The following is a 16,457-nucleotide window of genomic DNA, read 5'->3' as shown; positions in this document are numbered from 1 at the left end:
ACCAGGAGCTTTGCACATGCAAACCACCGACAACGCGACGTCCCAGTACGAGAGCGCCTCGAGCCGTCCGCTCGGCGGGACCGAACAGGGCGCGAAGGCGCTCGCGCCGCAGGCCACGTTCGCCGACTACAAGGTGATCCGCCGCAACGGCAGCGTGGTGTCGTTCGAACCCTCGAAGATCGCGATCGCGGTGACCAAGGCTTTCCTGGCCGTCAATGGCGGGCAGGGCGCGGCATCGGCGCGCGTACGCGAGCAGGTCGAACAACTGACGCACAACGTCGTTCGCGCGCTCGTGCGCAGCCGCCCGAACGGCGGTACGTTCCATATCGAAGACATCCAGGACCAGGTCGAACTCGCGCTGATGCGCGGCGGCGAGCACAACGTCGCGCGTGCGTACGTGCTGTATCGCGAGAAGCGTCACCTCGAGCGCCAGCATGCGGGCGAGGAAGCGGCGGCCGCGGGCGGCGAGTCGACCACCGGCATCAACGTCGTCGACAACGGCGTCACGCGCCCGCTCGACCTGAACGCGCTGCGCGCGCTGATCGTGTCGGCGTGCGACGGCCTCGGCGCTGCGGTTAACCCTGACCCGATCGTCGCGGAGACGGTGAAGAACCTGTACGACGGCGTGCCGATGAGCCAGGTCTACGACTCGGCGATCCTCGCGGCGCGCACGATGATCGAAAAGGATCCGGCATACAGCCAGGTCACGGCCCGCATCCTGCTGCACACGATCCGCCGCGAGATCCTCGGCGAGGAAGTCGTGCAGGCCGAGATGTCGACCCGCTACGCCGAATACTTCCCGCAGTTCCTGAAGCGCGGCGTCGACGCCGGCCTGCTCGACGACAAGCTGCTGCAGTTCGACCTGAAGCGCCTCGGCGAAGCCCTCGACGCGAACCGCGACCTGCAGTTCGGCTACCTCGGCCTGCAGACGCTCTACGACCGCTACTTCCTGCACGTCGACGGCACCCGTATCGAAATGCCGCAGGCATTCTTCATGCGCGTCGCGATGGGCCTGTCGCTGAACGAGATCGACCGCGAAACGCGCGCGATCGAGTTCTACAACGTGCTGTCGAGCTTCGACTTCATGAGCTCGACGCCGACGCTGTTCAACTCGGGCACGCACCGCTCGCAGCTGTCGTCGTGCTACCTGACGACGGTCGCGGACGATCTCGACGGCATCTATGAAGCGCTGAAGGAGAACGCGCTGCTGTCGAAGTTCGCGGGCGGCCTCGGCAACGACTGGACGCGCGTGCGCGCACTCGGCTCGCATATCAAGGGCACGAACGGCAAGTCGCAAGGCGTGGTCCCGTTCCTGAAGGTCGTGAACGACACGGCCGTCGCGGTGAACCAGGGCGGCAAGCGCAAGGGCGCGGTCTGCGCGTACCTGGAATCGTGGCACCTCGACATCGAGGAGTTCCTGGAGCTGCGCAAGAACACCGGTGACGACCGTCGCCGTACGCACGACATGAACACGGCGAACTGGATCCCCGACCTGTTCATGAAGCGCGTGATGGAAGGCGCCGACTGGACGTTGTTCTCGCCGTCGACCTGCCCGGACCTGCACGACAAGTTCGGCGCCGATTTCGAGAAGGCTTACACGGCTTACGAAGACAAGGTCGCGCGCGGCGAGATCAAGCTGTTCAAGAAGATCCCGGCGCAGCAGCTCTGGCGCAAGATGCTCGGCATGCTGTTCGAGACGGGCCACCCGTGGATCACGTTCAAGGATCCGTGCAACGTGCGCTCGCCGCAACAGCACGTCGGCGTCGTCCACTCGTCGAACCTGTGCACGGAAATCACGCTGAACACGAGCGACACCGAAATCGCGGTGTGCAACCTCGGCTCGGTGAACCTCGTCGCCCACCTGGTGAAGCAGGCCGACGGCAGCTACGCGCTCGACCACGACAAGCTGAAGCGCACGATCAGCGTCGCGATGCGCATGCTCGACAACGTGATCGACATCAACTACTACGCGGTGCCGAAGGCGCGTAACTCGAACCTGAAGCACCGCCCGGTCGGCATGGGCATCATGGGCTTCCAGGACTGCCTGCACCTGCTGCGCACGCCGTACGCGTCGGAAGCGGCGGTCGAGTTCGCCGACCGTTCGATGGAAGCCGTCTGCTACTACGCGTACTACGCGTCGACCGAGCTGGCCGAAGAGCGCGGCCGCTACTCGAGCTACCGCGGTTCGCTGTGGGATCGCGGCATCCTCCCGCAGGACACGCTGAAGCTGCTGACGGAAGCGCGCGGCGGCTACGTCGAGGTCGACACGTCGGAATCGCTCGACTGGACGACGCTGCGTTCGCGGATCGCCGCGCACGGCATGCGCAACTCGAACTGCGTCGCGATCGCGCCGACGGCGACGATCTCGAACATCATCGGCGTGTCGGCCTGTATCGAGCCGACCTTCCAGAACCTGTACGTGAAGTCGAACCTGTCGGGCGAATTCACGGTGGTGAACGAGTATCTCGTCCGCGACCTGAAGGAACGCGGCCTGTGGGACGAGGTGATGGTCGCCGACCTGAAGTACTTCGACGGCATGCTGTCGCGCATCGACCGCATCCCGGCCGACCTGCGCGCGATCTACGCGACCGCGTTCGAGGTCGACCCGACGTGGCTGGTCGAAGCGGCGTCGCGTCGCCAGAAGTGGATCGACCAGGCGCAGTCGCTGAACATCTACATGGGCGGCGCGTCGGGCAAGAAGCTCGACGAGGTCTACAAGCTCGCGTGGCTGCGCGGCCTGAAGACGACCTACTACCTCCGCACGATGGCGGCGACGCACGTCGAGAAGTCGACGGTCGCACACGGCGCGCTGAACGCAGTGCCGACGGGCGGTGCAGGCAGCGGCAGCTCGGGCAGCGGCGGCGCGCAAGGCGCGGCGGGCGGTTTCGGTGCGGCAGGCGGCGATGCATCGTCGGGCGCGATCAACGCGGCGCCGGCACTCGCGCCGGTCGAAGCGGACGGTCCGGTGTGCACGATGCGTCCGGGCGATCCCGGCTTCGACGAATGCGAAGCGTGCCAGTAACGCAGTGCGCCTGACCTGAGAAGCAGGCCTGCGCGGCGCACACGACGACCGATCGAGGTTGCAGTGTGCGCCGCTCTCAACTAAAAAAATGATAAGGAATCTGTAACGCGACACCTGCGTTGCAGGCAGTGACAAGCGATCGAAACAGCCCCGACGGCGTCGCGTTTCGATCAGCGTTCGATGCGTCGAGCGCACCTCGCGATACAAGCGCGACTCACATCGCGCGCTGCATGAACGACGATGCGTTGCTCAAAGTGTTGTATCGAGGTCGCAACGCGAATCGAAAAAAGGATTTTTCGTGAGCGAACCCTTTTATCGCTCAGGAAAAGATGGTACAAACCGTTCTAAATTGATGGTGAGAATTTATGCTCAACTGGGATGACGAGAAGACTGCCGTAACCCCCGCGAGCGGAGCGCAGCAAAACGCGATGCGCACCTCCGCCGGGATGGCTGTCGGAATGCAGGCTGCAACGCCTGCCGCCCATCAGGTCCGTGACATTTTCGAAGGCGATCTTGCGGTGCCGCCGCAAGCATCGGCTGTTCCCGCCGGCGGTACGGAAGCGCGGGTCAATGTCGCCGACAAGCGCATCATCAACGGCCAGACTGACGTCAATCAGCTGGTGCCGTTCAAGTACAAGTGGGCGTGGGAAAAGTATCTGGCCGGTTGCGCGAACCACTGGATGCCGCAGGAAATCAACATGTCCCGCGACATCGCACTGTGGAAGGACCCGAACGGTCTGACCGAGGACGAGCGCCGCATCGTGAAGCGCAACCTCGGCTTCTTCGTGACGGCCGACTCGCTCGCCGCGAACAACATCGTGCTCGGCACGTACCGCCACATCACGGCGCCCGAGTGCCGGCAGTTCCTGCTGCGCCAGGCGTTCGAGGAAGCGATTCACACGCACGCGTACCAATACATCGTCGAATCGCTCGGCCTCGACGAAGGCGAGATCTTCAACGCGTATCACGAGGTCACGTCGATCCGCGCGAAGGACGAATTCCTGATCCCGTTCATTCATACGCTGACGGACCCGGCCTTCAAGACCGGCACGCTCGAGGCGGATCAGAAGCTGCTGAAGTCGCTGATCGTGTTCGCCTGCATCATGGAAGGCCTGTTCTTCTATGTCGGGTTTACGCAGATTCTCGCACTCGGCCGCCAGAACAAGATGACGGGTGCTGCAGAGCAATATCAGTACATCCTGCGCGACGAGTCGATGCACTGCAACTTCGGCATCGACCTGATCAACCAGATCAAGCTCGAGAACCCGCATCTCTGGACCGCGGAATTCCGCGCCGAGATCCGCGAGCTGTTCAAGCAGGCTGTCGAACTCGAATACCGCTACGCCGAAGACACGATGCCGCGCGGCGTGCTGGGTTTGAACGCGTCGATGTTCAAGAGCTATCTGCGCTTCATCAGCAACCGCCGTTGCCAGCAGATCGGCCTCGATCCGCTGTTCCCGAACGAGGAAAACCCGTTCCCGTGGATGAGCGAGATGATCGACCTGAAGAAGGAACGCAACTTCTTCGAGACGCGTGTGATCGAGTATCAGACGGGGGGCGCGCTGTCCTGGGAATAACCCGCAGCAGCGAACCCGTTACATGATGGAGCAGCCGGTGGCCTCTCGGCCCCGGCCCAAGGTTTAGGAGCAAGAACGCCTGATGCAAAGCATGCCCGGTGCCTTAACGGCCCAACGATACGACAGGCACTTTGCGAACCCTTCAGTGGGATGGGCAAACTTCCCTCCGGAAAAAGCGGACGGCCATGTGGCGGTCCGCTTGATCAAGCGATTAGGGGTAGCGGCGCGAGGTGCGCCGGCTACCGACTTGATTTGGCGCGCGAGGCCGGGTGGTCACGCGCGCCATACCGTATTCATTAGCGTAAGCGCGCGGTATCTGCGTACGCCGATGAATAGCCCGCTTCGAAGCGCACGTCCTGAACAGCGTCCGCGGGAAGCGGGTTTTGACGAAGGGTGTAGTTTGAACTGACTCTCATCTGAACCTGAAGGAGAACAACATGGCTACTGCCAAGAAGAAACCGGCTGCTAAGAAAGTTGCTGCCAAGAAGACCGTTGCGAAGAAGGCTGCTGCTCCGGCGAAGAAGGCCGCAGTGAAGAAGGTTGCTGCGAAGAAGGTCGCGGTGAAGAAGGTTGCCGCGAAGAAGGCAGCACCGGCGAAGAAGGCCGCTGCGAAGAAGGTCGCAGCCAAGAAGGTCGCAACGAAGAAGGTTGCAGCCAAGAAGGTCGCCGCGAAGAAGGCAGCACCGGCTAAGAAGGCCGCTGCGAAGAAGGTTGCCGCCAAGAAAGTCGCAGTGAAGAAGGTTGCTGCGAAGAAGGCCGCACCGGCGAAGAAGGCTGCTGCGAAGAAGGCCGCACCGGCGAAGAAGGCTGCTGCGAAGAAGGCCGCGCCGGCGAAGAAGGCTGCAGCGAAGAAGGCCGCGCCTGCGAAGAAGGCTGCAGCGAAGAAGGCTGCGCCCGCCAAGAAGGCTGCCCCTGCGAAGAAGGCTGCCGCACCGGCGAAGAAGGCTGCTGCTCCGAAGAAGGCCGTCGTGAAGAAGGCTGCACCGGCAACGACCGCGTCGACCGCATCGGTTGCGCCGGCATCGGGCGTGAAGACCGCGCTCAACCCGGCAGCGGCATGGCCGTTCCCGACCGGCAGCCGTCCGTAATCGCGGCTGAGCAGCATCACCCGGGCACTCACGTGGTGTCCGTGGGTTGAGTAGCGCTACTCAATCAATCCCGCCATCTGGCTCAGGTGGCGGGATTTTTTTCGTCCGCATGGATCATCGATCGGCTGGCCGACGCGTGCGTGGACGAAGGCGCGCGGACGAAAAAAAACGCATGTGCGGCTTCGCACATGCGTTCGACCGCGGCTTGCGCCGCGTGCTGAGGATGCCGGTTAGTGCGTGACGCGCGTGACGCCGCCGCTCGACAGCAGGCGCACGCGCTCGCCGGCGCGGAACGCTTCGCCGCTTGCCGCCTGCGTGATCGAGCGCAGATCGCCGTTGTCGAGGCGCACGGTGATTTCGACACCGTTCGCGGTGCTGAGGTTTTCGCCGACTGCGTTACCCGCGACCGCACCGACGAGGCCGCCGGCGATCGCCGTCAGGATCGAGCCTTTGCCGCCGCCGATCGCGCTGCCCGCGACCGCGCCGAGGGCGCCGCCGCCGAGCGTGCCGATCGCGCTGCCGCCGCCGTCGGACTGGATGCGCACCGCGCGGACGCTTTCGACCGTGCCCATGCGGACGGTCTGTTCGCGCTGCGCCTGGCCGACGCTATAGACATCCGCCGAGCCGGGTGCCGTGAAGCAGCCGGCGAGGGTCAGCGTGGCCGTCAGCATGGCCGCGAGCGTGAGGGTTTTTTTCGTCAACATCTTTGCTCTCCCACAATATTCATTTGAGACTGTAACCGAATGCAGTCTCGAAGCGTGCGTCGATTTCGGCGCGCGTCAGTACGTAAGTCTGGGGCCCTTGATGGGCGATCTTGAGCGAGCCCATCAGGCTCGCGAGGCGGCCGGTGGTTGCCCAGTCGAGGCCATGCTCGATGCCGTACAGCAGGCCGCCCCGGAAGGCGTCGCCGCAGCCGGTCGGATCGGCGATGCGCTCGGCCGGTACGACCGGAATCTGCTCCGCGCCCTGCTTGTGGCGGATGGTCGCGCCGTGCTCGCCGCGCGTGATGACGAGGGCGTCGACCCGGCTGGCGATTTCATCTTCGGACCATCCCGTCTTGTCGCTCACCAGCTTGGCCTCGTAGTCGTTGACCGCTACGTAGGTCGCAAGTTCAATGCTGCGGCGCAGCGTCGCACCGTCGAACAGCGGCAGACCCTGGCCCGGATCGAACACGAACGGCACCCCGGCCTTGGCGAGCTCTTCCACGTGCTGGACCATCCCGTCGAAGCCGTCCGGGCCGACGATCGCGAGCTTGATGTCCGGCGCGTCGCCCGCATGGTTCAGGTGCGACTGCATCATCGCGCCCGGGTGGAACGCCGCGATCTGGTTGTTGTCGAGATCGGTCGTGATCATCGCCTGCGCGGTGTACGTATCGGGCAGCACGCGAACGTGGTCGCGGCGCAGGCCGAGCTGGTCGAGCCGGTCGAGATACGGCTGTGCATCCAGCGCGCCCATCGTGCCCATGATGCGCGCATCGCCGCCGAGCAGGTGCAGCGCGTACCCGATGTTGCCTGCGCAGCCGCCGAATTCGCGGCGCATCGTCGGCACGAGGAAGCTCAGGTTGATGAGGTGCACCTGGTCGGGCAGGATGTGCTCGCGGAACCGCCCTTCGAAGGTCATGATGGAGTCGTAGGCGATCGAGCCGCAAATCAGCGTAGCCAAGGTGTGCGTTCCTGTAGAAATGAGGGGCCCTGCGCGACAACGCCGCGCGAAGGGCGCGGCGCGGCAGGGGAAAGCGGAAGAAAGCTTACTTCAGTGCGGCGAGCGCTGCATCGTAGTTCGGCTCGTCCTTGATTTCGCCGACGAGTTCCGCGTGGATCACCTTGTCCTGCGCGTCGAGCACGACCACTGCGCGTGCGGTCAGGCCGTTCAGCGGGCCGCTCGTCACGTCGACGCCGTACGCGTTCGCGAACGCGCGGCCGGTGCGGAACGTCGATGCCGTCACGACGTTCGCGAGGCCTTCGGTCGTGCAGAAGCGCGTGGCGGCGAACGGCAGGTCGGCGGACACGACGATCACCACGGTGTTGTCGAGCGACGACGCGGCTTCGTTGAACTTGCGGGTCGACGTCGCGCAGGTCGGCGTGTCGAGGCTCGGCACGATGTTCAGCACCTTGCGCTTGCCGGCGAAGCTGGCGAGCGACAGGTCGGCGAGGTCCTTGCCGACCAGCTTGAAATCGGCGGCTTGCGCGCCGACGGCCGGGAACGTGCCGGCGAGATCGATCGGGTTGCCACCCAGCGTAACTTTGCTCATGTTCGTGCTCCGAAATAGCGCGCCGCTCGGGCGCGCGGGTTGAGACGGGCGCGCAAGCGCGCCGCGGCGCGTCACGGATAGAAGATCTGGACGCGGAAATTCGAGGCGGGCGTGCCGTTCGTTTCGAGGCGGACGACCATCGTCTGCGTCGTGCCGGGCGGCAGCCCGGCGTCGATCGGCGTGCCCGGGCGCACGTAGTCGCGCGGCGCGAGCACGCGGCGCACGGTGACGTGATTGGTATCGTCGAGCAGCGTGAGTTCGAGCGACGGGTACGCGAGCGCGACGCGGTAGCGGTTCGTCAGCGGCACTTTCAGTTCGAGCTCGCGCGGGCCGTCGAGCTGGCGCAGGTCGGTCGCGTCGAGCCGCAGGCCGTCGATCGCGCGCGGCGGCGTGACCGTGCAGCCGAGCGGCGCGCAGGCCTGCCGGAACCAGCCTTGCGTGACGGGCCAGTAGATCATCAGCGTTTCGCGCTGCCACCACGCCAGTTGCACGGCGAGCAGCCCGACCAGCGCGGCCGCGATGAGGCCGCCGACAAAGCCGCCGAGCATCCCGCGTCGCTGCGGCGCGCGGGTCTCGCGCGTGACGGCGAAGTGTGGACGATCGTCATCAGCCAGTGCGGCGGGGAACGGGACGGCCGGTTGGACGGCCGGTTGGATCGCCGGCCGGGCTGCCGGTTCATCGGCCGCTGCCGCGGTCGGGCTGGTGTCGTGCCGGGTGAAGGTATCGGGTTCCGATGCGGTTTCGGCTTCGCTGACGGCCGGTGCGGGCGTGAACGCAAAACGCGGTTCGCGCGGCGCGTGTTCGTCGTCCGGCGCGGCGAAACGCGCGTGACCGACAGGTTCGGCGGGTTCAGCCGCGGTGTCCGCTTCCGACGGAGGACGAGCGACGAAGCGCGGCTCGCGCGGATCGCGCTCGACGGGCGCGTGCTCGGCCGCTTCGGGTTCATGCGGGTCGTGCCGCGTGTGCGGCGAATGCGGTTCGGCCGCTTGCTCGACGGCAGTCGACGAATCCAGCTCGGCCGGCGAGGACGCGAACGGTGCGGGCGTACCCGACAGATGAACGACGCCGGCTTCCGTGGACGGGAGCGCGACCGGTATCAGCGGCTCGGTGCGCACGGTCTCGACGCTGTGCTGCAGCGACGGATCGACGCCGGCGTCGAGCCACGGCGCCCACATGTCCCAGCCTTCCGGCTTGTAGTCGGTGCCGGTCGGCAGGCCGGAAGGCGGTGCGTCGGCGGCGAACAGCCGGGCCGGCACGGCCTGCGGCTGCGCCTCACTGTCGCTCGGCGCGGCAGCCGGTTCGGTCAACGCCGGCTCGGGCTGCTGCGCGTACTCGGGAACGAGCGATTCGGAGGCGTTGAAGACTTCGTGGCAATGCCCGCAGCGCACGAGCCCCTGATGCAGCGCGAGCTGTTCCTGCTGCAGCCGGAAGACGGTTTCGCAATGAGGGCAGCGCGTCGCAAGAAGCATGTCGAGCCGGGCGGCCTGCTGGCCAGAGTGAAGGACAGCGCTATTCTAATGGCTTTCGCGGCGGGTTCCGGCAAGGCATACCCAGCCTTCGTGTTCGCGCCAGACCGAGATGTCGACGTAGCGCGCATAAACGGCCGCGACTTCGTCCGCCTGGCGCGCGAGCACGCCCGACAGCGCGATGCGCCCGCCCGGCTTGACCTTCGATGCGAGCATCGATGCCATCAGCTTCAGCGGGTTCGACAGGATGTTCGCGACGACGATGTCGAATTCGCCGTCCGGGCATGCATCGGGCAGCCCGTACGTGACCTCCGCACGGTTGCGTTCGCTGTTCTGGCGCGCCGATTCGACCGCCTGCGGATCGATGTCGATGCCGATCACGGGGTTCGCCCCGCATTTCTTCGCGAGGATCGCGAGAATGCCCGAGCCGCAGCCGTAGTCGAGCACCGACTGGCCGGGCTTCACCGACTGCTCGAGCCACTCCATGCACAGACGGGTGGTGGGGTGGCTGCCGGTGCCGAATGCGAGGCCGGGATCGAGTTCGAGGACGAGCGCATCGGGGTCGGGCGCATCGTGCCACGACGGCACGACCCAGATCCGTTCGCCGATCGGGATCGGCTCGAACTGCGACTGCGTGAGCCGCACCCAGTCCTGCTCCTCGACTTCGCGCACGACGAACTTCGGCGTTTCGGCGAGGCCGATCTCGTTCGCGGCCGCCGCGAGCAGCACGGCTGGCTCATGGTCGGCCGACAGCAGCGCGACCACGCGCGAGTGCTGCCACGCGGTGCGATCGGGCACCAGGCCCGGCTCGCCGAAGAGCGGCTGTTCGTCGGGCGTGTCGGCGTCGGCGTCTTCGACGGACACCGACAGCGCGCCGAGATCGAGCAGCGCGTCGGACAGGGCCTCCGCATGCTCGCGGGCCAGTTCGACGACGAGTTCGCGATAACTCATGCTTACGCTTCTTCCGGTGCGACCTGCTGCTTCTGCGCGAGCCGGTTTTCGAGGTAATGGATGCTGGTGCCGCCTTCGACGAACTTCGAGTCGATCATCAGCTCGCGGTGCAGCGGGATGTTGGTCTGGATGCCTTCGACGACCATTTCCGACAGCGCGATGCGCATCCGGCGGATCGCCTGTTCGCGCGTCGCGCCGTAGGTGATCAGCTTGCCGATCATCGAATCATAGTTCGGCGGCACGAAATAGCCATTGTAGGCGTGCGAATCGACGCGCACGCCCGGGCCGCCCGGCGTATGCCACGACGTGATCCGGCCCGGCGACGGCGTGAACTTGAACGGATCTTCGGCGTTGATCCGGCATTCGATCGCGTGTCCGCGGAACTGGATGTCGCGCTGGCGCAGCGTGAGCTTCTCGCCGGCCGCGATGCGGATCTGTTCCTGCACGATGTCGACGCCCGTGATCAGCTCCGATACCGGGTGCTCGACCTGCACGCGCGTGTTCATCTCGATGAAGTAGAACTCGCCGTTTTCGTACAGGAATTCGAACGTGCCCGCACCGAGGTAGCCCATCTTCTTGCACGCGTCCGCGCAGCGGTCGCCGATACGGTCGATCAGGCGGCGCGGAATGCCCGGCGCCGGCGCTTCCTCGATCACCTTCTGGTGGCGGCGCTGCATCGAGCAGTCGCGCTCGCCGAGCCAGATCGCGTTCTTGTACGCGTCCGACAGCACCTGGATCTCGATGTGGCGCGGGTTCTCGAGGAACTTCTCCATGTACACCTGCGGGTTGCCGAACGCACGGCCGGCTTCCTCGCGGGTCATGTTGACCGCGTTGACGAGCGCGGCTTCGGTGTGCACGACGCGCATCCCGCGCCCGCCGCCGCCGCCGGCCGCCTTGATGATGACCGGATAGCCGATCGTGCGCGCAATCTTGACGATCTCCTTCGGATCGTCCGGCAACGCGCCTTCCGAGCCCGGCACGCACGGCACGCCGGTCTTGATCATCGTCTGCTTCGCGGTGACCTTGTCACCCATCATGCGGATCGTTTCCGGGCGCGGGCCGATGAACGTGAAGCCCGACTGCTCGACGCGCTCCGCGAAATCGGCGTTCTCCGACAGGAAGCCGTAGCCGGGGTGGATCGCCTCGGCATCGGTGACTTCCGCGGCGCTGATCAGCGCCGGCATGTTCAGGTAGCTCAGGTTCGACGGGGCCGGGCCGATACAGACGGCTTCGTCCGCGAGGCGCACGTACTTGGCTTCCTTGTCGGCTTCCGAGTAGACGACCACCGTCTTGACGCCGAGTTCGCGGCACGCGCGCTGGATGCGCAGCGCGATTTCACCGCGGTTGGCAATGAGGATTTTTTCAAACATAGCGAGTATTCGTCTCTTCGAGGGGCGCGCGAACGGCGCCTGGCGAGCATCGGCGGCGCGCGGCCGGCAGGGCCGCGCGGCGGGCTTAGCCGATCACGAAAAGCGGCTGGCCGTATTCGACGGCCTGGCCGTTCTCGACGAGGATTTCCTTGACCACGCCGGCCTTGTCCGACTCGATCTCGTTGAGCAGCTTCATCGCTTCGATGATGCAGATCGTCTGGCCTTCCTTGACCGTGTCGCCGGCCTGCACGAACGGGTCGGCGCCCGGCGACGGCGCGCGATAGAACGTGCCGACCATCGGCGACGTCACGACGTGGCCCTGCGGAGCGGCCGGTGCGGCGGCGGCGCCGGCGGCCGGCGCGGCAGCGCCTTCGGTCGGCAGCGCGACCGACGGAGCGGGCGCGCTGACTTGCGGGGCATACCCAGCCGTCGGCTGCACGTAGACCGGCGGCGCGTTCTTGACGATACGCACCTTGCCTTCGCCTTCCGTCACTTCCAGCTCGGAGATGCCGGATTCGGAAACGAGGTCGATCAGAGTTTTCAGCTTACGAAGATCCATCGGGAATTCCCCTTTCAATACGTGAAAGCGCCGGTTAGGGGCCGGCGCTGAATCTAGATCGCGAAATCAGCCGCGCGACGTGCCTTGCAGCTTGTCCAGCGCGTACTCGAGCGCGTACAGATAACCTTTCCAGCCGAGCCCGCAGATCACGCCTTCGGCCTGGTCGGAAAAGTAGGAGTGGTGCCTGAACGCTTCGCGGCGATGCACGTTCGACAGGTGAACCTCGACGAACGGGATGCCAACGCCGGCGATCGCGTCCCGGATCGCAACGCTCGTGTGCGTATACGCGGCCGGATTGATCAGGATGAAATCGGTCTGTTCCTCCCGCGCGGCCTGGATGCGGTCGACCAGCGCGCCTTCATGGTTGCTCTGGAACGACGACAGTTCGGCGCCGGCTTCCCGGGCGCGCGCGGCAAGCGCCTGATCGATCTGCGCGAGCGTGACGCGGCCGTACACCTCCGGTTCCCGGGTGCCGAGAAGGTTCAGGTTGGGGCCGTGCAACACCAGCAATCGTGTCATGGTCGCTTCTATTTCTGCGGAATTGCGCGAACTTTAGCGCTATTTAGAGAAATTTGTCTAGTTTTGCCGAACGGCCAGACGCGTCGGACCTGCAAGAATTACCGGTGCGAACGCAAAGTATCGGCGAATTCCCGCGAAATTGCGGCGATCGACCTGCAAATCGCCGGCAACGCGCGGGCCGCTGTCCGGGCCGATTACAGCGCGTCGAGTGTCTTTTTCAGCTCGGCCGGCTGGATTTGTCCTAATTTTGTCTCGCGGATCTTGCCGGTTTCGTCGATGACGACGGTAAACGGCAGCGCGCCGGCGGTATTCCCGAAATTACGGGCCAGATCGGCGCCCGCGTAGCCGCTGACGAACACCGGATAGTCGACCTTCACCTTCTGCAGGAAGTTCTTCACGTTCTGCTCGGAATCGACGCCGATCCCGACGAAACGGATGCCTTTCTGCTTGTACTGGTGCGACAGCGCGACCAGCTCGGGCATCTCCTCGACGCACGGGCCGCACCACGACGCCCAGAAATTGACGACGACCTTCTGGCCCTTGAAGGCGGTCAGCGTCGCCGGCTTGCCGTCGACGCCGGTGAGCGACGACGCCCACAGCTGCTCGACCGGATTGCCGTGGGTGGTCGGCGCGGCGACGGCGACACCGTCGTCGGCCGTGCCGCGGAACCAGTGACCGGCGGCGACTCCGCCGGCGACGGCGGCGGCCGCGACCACCGCGAGCGCCAACATGCGTTTCATCATCATCGTTGAATCATTCCGGTTCGGAAGGGGCCTGGCCTGCCGCGACGAGCGCGCGCAGCGCGGCGGCGTCCGCGCGGGCGACGCGGCCGCGCGCGTCGGCCTTCACCGCGCCGCGCAGGTCGTCGCTCGCATACAGCGCGAGATGGATGCCGATCGCATCCACGTCGCGCCGCGGGCGCCACAGGAAACTGAGCGTCTCGACGTCGCCGCGGCCCGCGAAATGCCGCGTCTCGGATACGTCGTACTGGACGTTCTGGTTCAGCAGGTAGATCGCGACGTCCTTCGGGTTGTCGGTGAATGCCTGCAAATGGATATCCGAATGCGCGTTCGCGGTGCCGTTCAGCACGGCGCCCGTCACATAAGGATGGAACTCGGCGAGCCGGCGCATCCAGTCGAGCGCGATCTCGCGCAGGCGGCGCAGTTCGTCCGGCTGCGTGTCGCTCTGGAACAGCGCGAGGTACTCGCGCAATTCTTCCTCGATCTGGTCGTTATCCGGCAGCCATTCGCCGGCAACGCGCGAATCGCCCAGCAACTGGCGCGCGGCCTTGCGTTTCGCGCCGGCGTAGTCCAGGCCGTCCTCCGCGATCAGGCGGGCGGCGGACTGGGCGATTTCCTCGCGGACGCGCCGCGGATCGACAAGAGGTTTGCGAGACATGATCCGGCAATCATACTCGATCGTCGCGGCGCCCGAGCACGGGTGCGGCGGCCCGCCGCCCGAGGGCGCCGGCGCCGTTCGCGCGCATCGTTCGGGTCGCCGGGCATCGCAGGCCGTCAGTTACAATAGTGTCCTTTGTGTCGCGGCAAGGTCGTGGGCCGGGCGCCGGCCGCACGGCCCGTCCGGCGCGACGCACACGCATCCTTTCCGAATCGACGGCGCCCGGCGGCGCGAAAGCATTCATCTATGCACATCCATATTCTTGGCATCTGCGGCACCTTCATGGGCGGTCTCGCCGTACTCGCACGCGAGGCGGGCCACACGGTGACGGGTTGCGACGCGGGCGTCTATCCGCCGATGAGCACGCAGCTCGAGGCGCAGGGCATCACGCTGATCGAGGGCTACGGCGCCGAGCAGATCGACCTGAAACCGGACCTGTTCGTGATCGGCAACGTCGTCACGCGCGGCAACCCGCTGATGGAGGCGATCCTCGATCGCGGCCTGCCGTACGTGTCGGGCCCGCAGTGGCTCGGCGAGCACGTGCTGGCCGGCAAATGGGTGCTCGCGGTCGCGGGCACGCACGGCAAGACGACCACGTCGTCGATGCTCGCGTGGCTGCTGGAGGACGCCGGGCTCAACCCGGGCTTCCTGATCGGCGGCGTGCCGTTGAACTTCGGCGTGTCCGCGCGGCTCACCGATTCGAGCTTCTTCGTGATCGAGGCCGACGAGTACGACACGGCATTCTTCGACAAGCGCTCGAAGTTCGTCCACTACCGGCCGCGTACCGCGGTACTGAACAACCTCGAATTCGATCACGCCGACATCTTCCCCGATCTCGCCGCGATCGAGACGCAATTCCATCATCTGGTACGCACCGTGCCCGGGGTCGGCCGGATCGTCACGAACGGCCGCTCGGATGCGCTCGAGCGCGTGCTGGCGCGCGGCTGCTGGAGCGAGGTCGAGCGTTTCGGCGTCGACGGCGGCTGGCAAGCGCTGCCGGCCGAGGACGGCGTGCCGGTCGACGAGCGCTTCGCGGTGTATTCGCACGCCGAGCGCGTCGGCGAAGTCGCGTGGCAGGTGCAGGGCGACCACAACCGGATGAACGCGCTCGCGGCGATCGCCGCCGCGCGCCACGTCGGCGTGCCGCCCGCGCAGGCGGCCGTTTCGCTCGCATCGTTCCGCAACGTGAAGCGCCGCATGGAAGTGCGCGGCAGCGTCGACGGCGTGACCGTCTATGACGATTTCGCGCACCATCCGACCGCGATCGACACCACGATCGCCGGCCTTCGTGCGCGCATCGGCCGCCAGAATGCCCGCATCCTCGCCGTGCTCGAGCCGCGCTCGAACACGATGAAGCTCGGCGTGATGAAGTCGCAATTGCCGGCGAGCCTCGCCGATGCCGATCTCGTGTTCGGCTACGGCGCGCCGACCGGGCGCGACGCGCTCGGCTGGAATCTCGCCGAAGCGCTTGCGCCGCTCGGCGACCGCGCGCGCGCATTCGACGATCTGCATCTGCTGGTGAAGGCGGTGGTCGAGGCCGCGCGTCCGGGCGACCACGTGCTCGTCATGAGCAACGGCGGCTTCGGCGGCGTGCACCAGAAGCTGCTCGATGCGCTCGGGAGCCGCACGTGATCCTGTATCTGCACGGCTTCCGGTCGTCGCCGGAATCGCAGAAGTCGCGGCTGCTCGCCGCGCGCATGGCCGAACTCGGCCGCACCGGCGAGTGGCGGTGCCCGTCGCTGTCGGTGTCGCCGCTCGAGGCGATCGCCGTCGCGGAAGCCGAGGTCGCGGGTGCCCGCGACGTCACCGTGATCGGCAGCTCGCTCGGCGGTTATTACGCGACATGGCTCGCCGAAAAGCACGGCTGGAAGGCCGTGCTGCTGAATCCGGCGATCGTGCCGCAGCGCGATCTCGAGCAGCATCTGGGCGAACAGCCGCTGTGGCACGGCGGCGGCACGATCGTCGTCGAGCGCCGGCATCTGCACGAACTCGACGCGCTGCGCGTGCCGGCGATCACGCGCGCCGACCGCTACTATTTGTTCGCGGCGACCGGCGACGAAGTGCTCGATTACCGCGAGATGCTGGCCCATTACCCGGGCGCGAAAACCCGCGTGATCGACGGCAGCGATCACGGGATCAGCGAATTTGCCGACTATGTCGACGACGTTCTCGCGTTTTGCGACGGAAAGACGTCTTAACCGGCCGCGTGCCGATCGAATCCCCATCATCATGCGGCGCCGCCGACGCGGCGCCCGG

The 16,457-nt window shown here is 66.0% G+C and carries 16 protein-coding genes; 6 read left to right on the top strand and 10 right to left on the bottom strand.

Going from position 1 to position 16,457, the window contains the following annotated elements; all coding sequences use genetic code 11:
• Positions 1–16 precede the first annotated feature (16 nt).
• The 4 genes from H0X90_RS20365 to H0X90_RS20350 all read left to right on the top strand — a co-directional run bounded on the left by H0X90_RS20365 (position 17) and on the right by H0X90_RS20350 (position 5,687).
• Complete coding sequence (locus tag H0X90_RS20365) at positions 17–3,022, top strand: ribonucleoside-diphosphate reductase subunit alpha (RefSeq protein ID WP_006496756.1); 3,006 nt, start codon at positions 17–19, stop codon at positions 3,020–3,022.
• Between the two features lie 365 nt (positions 3,023–3,387).
• Positions 3,388–4,599, top strand: coding sequence for a ribonucleotide-diphosphate reductase subunit beta (locus tag H0X90_RS20360; protein WP_006476978.1), 1,212 nt, complete (start codon positions 3,388–3,390; stop codon positions 4,597–4,599).
• A gap of 82 nt (positions 4,600–4,681) precedes the next feature.
• On the top strand, positions 4,682–5,008 hold the full coding sequence (locus tag H0X90_RS20355) for a hypothetical protein (protein WP_077021886.1): 327 nt from the start codon (positions 4,682–4,684) through the stop codon (positions 5,006–5,008).
• A gap of 28 nt (positions 5,009–5,036) precedes the next feature.
• A complete protein-coding gene (locus H0X90_RS20350; protein WP_006490719.1) occupies positions 5,037–5,687 on the top strand; it encodes a histone H1-like DNA-binding protein in 651 nt (216 codons plus the stop codon).
• Between the two features lie 230 nt (positions 5,688–5,917).
• Here H0X90_RS20350 and H0X90_RS20345 read toward each other — a convergent pair whose 3' ends face one another.
• The 10 genes from H0X90_RS20345 to H0X90_RS20300 form a co-directional block, all read right to left on the bottom strand.
• Positions 5,918–6,391 carry a glycine zipper 2TM domain-containing protein gene (locus H0X90_RS20345; protein ID WP_006476977.1) on the bottom strand — a complete coding sequence of 158 codons (474 nt, stop codon included), beginning with the start codon at positions 6,389–6,391 and terminating at the stop codon, positions 5,918–5,920.
• A gap of 19 nt (positions 6,392–6,410) precedes the next feature.
• Positions 6,411–7,349, bottom strand: coding sequence for a carbohydrate kinase family protein (locus H0X90_RS20340; protein WP_006490717.1), 939 nt, complete (start codon positions 7,347–7,349; stop codon positions 6,411–6,413).
• 85 nt (positions 7,350–7,434) lie between these two features.
• Positions 7,435–7,938: a thiol peroxidase gene (gene tpx / locus H0X90_RS20335; protein ID WP_006476975.1), complete on the bottom strand. Its 504-nt coding sequence runs from the start codon at positions 7,936–7,938 to the stop codon at positions 7,435–7,437.
• 71 nt (positions 7,939–8,009) lie between these two features.
• Positions 8,010–9,407, bottom strand: a complete 1,398-nt coding sequence (locus tag H0X90_RS20330; RefSeq protein WP_077189464.1) for a zinc-ribbon and DUF3426 domain-containing protein — start codon at positions 9,405–9,407, stop codon at positions 8,010–8,012.
• A gap of 45 nt (positions 9,408–9,452) precedes the next feature.
• Entirely contained in the window at positions 9,453–10,355 is a 903-nt protein-coding gene (prmA, locus tag H0X90_RS20325; RefSeq protein ID WP_011544529.1) for a 50S ribosomal protein L11 methyltransferase, read from the bottom strand.
• Between the two features lie 2 nt (positions 10,356–10,357).
• Positions 10,358–11,725 (bottom strand): acetyl-CoA carboxylase biotin carboxylase subunit, encoded by a 1,368-nt coding sequence (accC, locus tag H0X90_RS20320; protein WP_006490723.1) that lies wholly within the window; start codon positions 11,723–11,725, stop codon positions 10,358–10,360.
• Between the two features lie 85 nt (positions 11,726–11,810).
• Positions 11,811–12,284 carry an acetyl-CoA carboxylase biotin carboxyl carrier protein gene (gene accB / locus H0X90_RS20315; RefSeq protein WP_077189463.1) on the bottom strand — a complete coding sequence of 158 codons (474 nt, stop codon included), beginning with the start codon at positions 12,282–12,284 and terminating at the stop codon, positions 11,811–11,813.
• 66 nt (positions 12,285–12,350) lie between these two features.
• Positions 12,351–12,803 (bottom strand): type II 3-dehydroquinate dehydratase, encoded by a 453-nt coding sequence (gene aroQ / locus H0X90_RS20310; protein WP_011350880.1) that lies wholly within the window; start codon positions 12,801–12,803, stop codon positions 12,351–12,353.
• Between the two features lie 194 nt (positions 12,804–12,997).
• Positions 12,998–13,549: a TlpA disulfide reductase family protein gene (locus tag H0X90_RS20305; RefSeq protein WP_077019911.1), complete on the bottom strand. Its 552-nt coding sequence runs from the start codon at positions 13,547–13,549 to the stop codon at positions 12,998–13,000.
• Between the two features lie 7 nt (positions 13,550–13,556).
• Complete coding sequence (locus tag H0X90_RS20300) at positions 13,557–14,201, bottom strand: hypothetical protein (RefSeq protein ID WP_034201043.1); 645 nt, start codon at positions 14,199–14,201, stop codon at positions 13,557–13,559.
• 246 nt (positions 14,202–14,447) lie between these two features.
• Here H0X90_RS20300 and mpl point away from each other — a divergent pair, with 246 nt between their 5' ends.
• Both mpl and H0X90_RS20290 read left to right on the top strand, forming a co-directional pair.
• A complete protein-coding gene (mpl, locus tag H0X90_RS20295) occupies positions 14,448–15,833 on the top strand; it encodes a UDP-N-acetylmuramate:L-alanyl-gamma-D-glutamyl-meso-diaminopimelate ligase (protein WP_006489410.1) in 1,386 nt (461 codons plus the stop codon).
• The gene (locus tag H0X90_RS20290) at positions 15,830–16,399 is read left to right on the top strand and encodes a YqiA/YcfP family alpha/beta fold hydrolase (RefSeq protein WP_006489407.1); all 570 of its coding nucleotides are present in this window, start codon (positions 15,830–15,832) and stop codon (positions 16,397–16,399) included. Before mpl ends, H0X90_RS20290 begins: the two co-directional genes overlap by 4 nt.
• Positions 16,400–16,457: the final 58 nt, after the last annotated feature.

Origin of the sequence: Burkholderia sp. 9775_39 (assembly GCF_015712225.1) — a bacterium.
In the GTDB taxonomy this organism is placed as follows: Bacteria; Pseudomonadota; Gammaproteobacteria; order Burkholderiales; family Burkholderiaceae; genus Burkholderia; species Burkholderia cenocepacia.
Note: the sequence above shows the minus strand (reverse complement) of the source record. Positions and strands in the feature narration are given on the sequence as shown.

Coding starts and splice junctions, on each gene's coding strand:
- H0X90_RS20365 (WP_006496756.1), top strand. CDS start 17: ATGCAAACCACCGACAACGCGACGTCCCAGTACGAGAGCGCCTCGAGC.
- H0X90_RS20360 (WP_006476978.1), top strand. CDS start 3,388: ATGCTCAACTGGGATGACGAGAAGACTGCCGTAACCCCCGCGAGCGGA.
- H0X90_RS20355 (WP_077021886.1), top strand. CDS start 4,682: ATGCAAAGCATGCCCGGTGCCTTAACGGCCCAACGATACGACAGGCAC.
- H0X90_RS20350 (WP_006490719.1), top strand. CDS start 5,037: ATGGCTACTGCCAAGAAGAAACCGGCTGCTAAGAAAGTTGCTGCCAAG.
- H0X90_RS20345 (WP_006476977.1), bottom strand. CDS start 6,391: ATGTTGACGAAAAAAACCCTCACGCTCGCGGCCATGCTGACGGCCACG.
- tpx (WP_006476975.1), bottom strand. CDS start 7,938: ATGAGCAAAGTTACGCTGGGTGGCAACCCGATCGATCTCGCCGGCACG.
- H0X90_RS20330 (WP_077189464.1), bottom strand. CDS start 9,407: ATGCTTCTTGCGACGCGCTGCCCTCATTGCGAAACCGTCTTCCGGCTG.
- prmA (WP_011544529.1), bottom strand. CDS start 10,355: ATGAGTTATCGCGAACTCGTCGTCGAACTGGCCCGCGAGCATGCGGAG.
- accC (WP_006490723.1), bottom strand. CDS start 11,725: ATGTTTGAAAAAATCCTCATTGCCAACCGCGGTGAAATCGCGCTGCGC.
- accB (WP_077189463.1), bottom strand. CDS start 12,284: ATGGATCTTCGTAAGCTGAAAACTCTGATCGACCTCGTTTCCGAATCC.
- aroQ (WP_011350880.1), bottom strand. CDS start 12,803: ATGACACGATTGCTGGTGTTGCACGGCCCCAACCTGAACCTTCTCGGC.
- H0X90_RS20305 (WP_077019911.1), bottom strand. CDS start 13,549: ATGATGATGAAACGCATGTTGGCGCTCGCGGTGGTCGCGGCCGCCGCC.
- H0X90_RS20300 (WP_034201043.1), bottom strand. CDS start 14,201: ATGTCTCGCAAACCTCTTGTCGATCCGCGGCGCGTCCGCGAGGAAATC.
- mpl (WP_006489410.1), top strand. CDS start 14,448: ATGCACATCCATATTCTTGGCATCTGCGGCACCTTCATGGGCGGTCTC.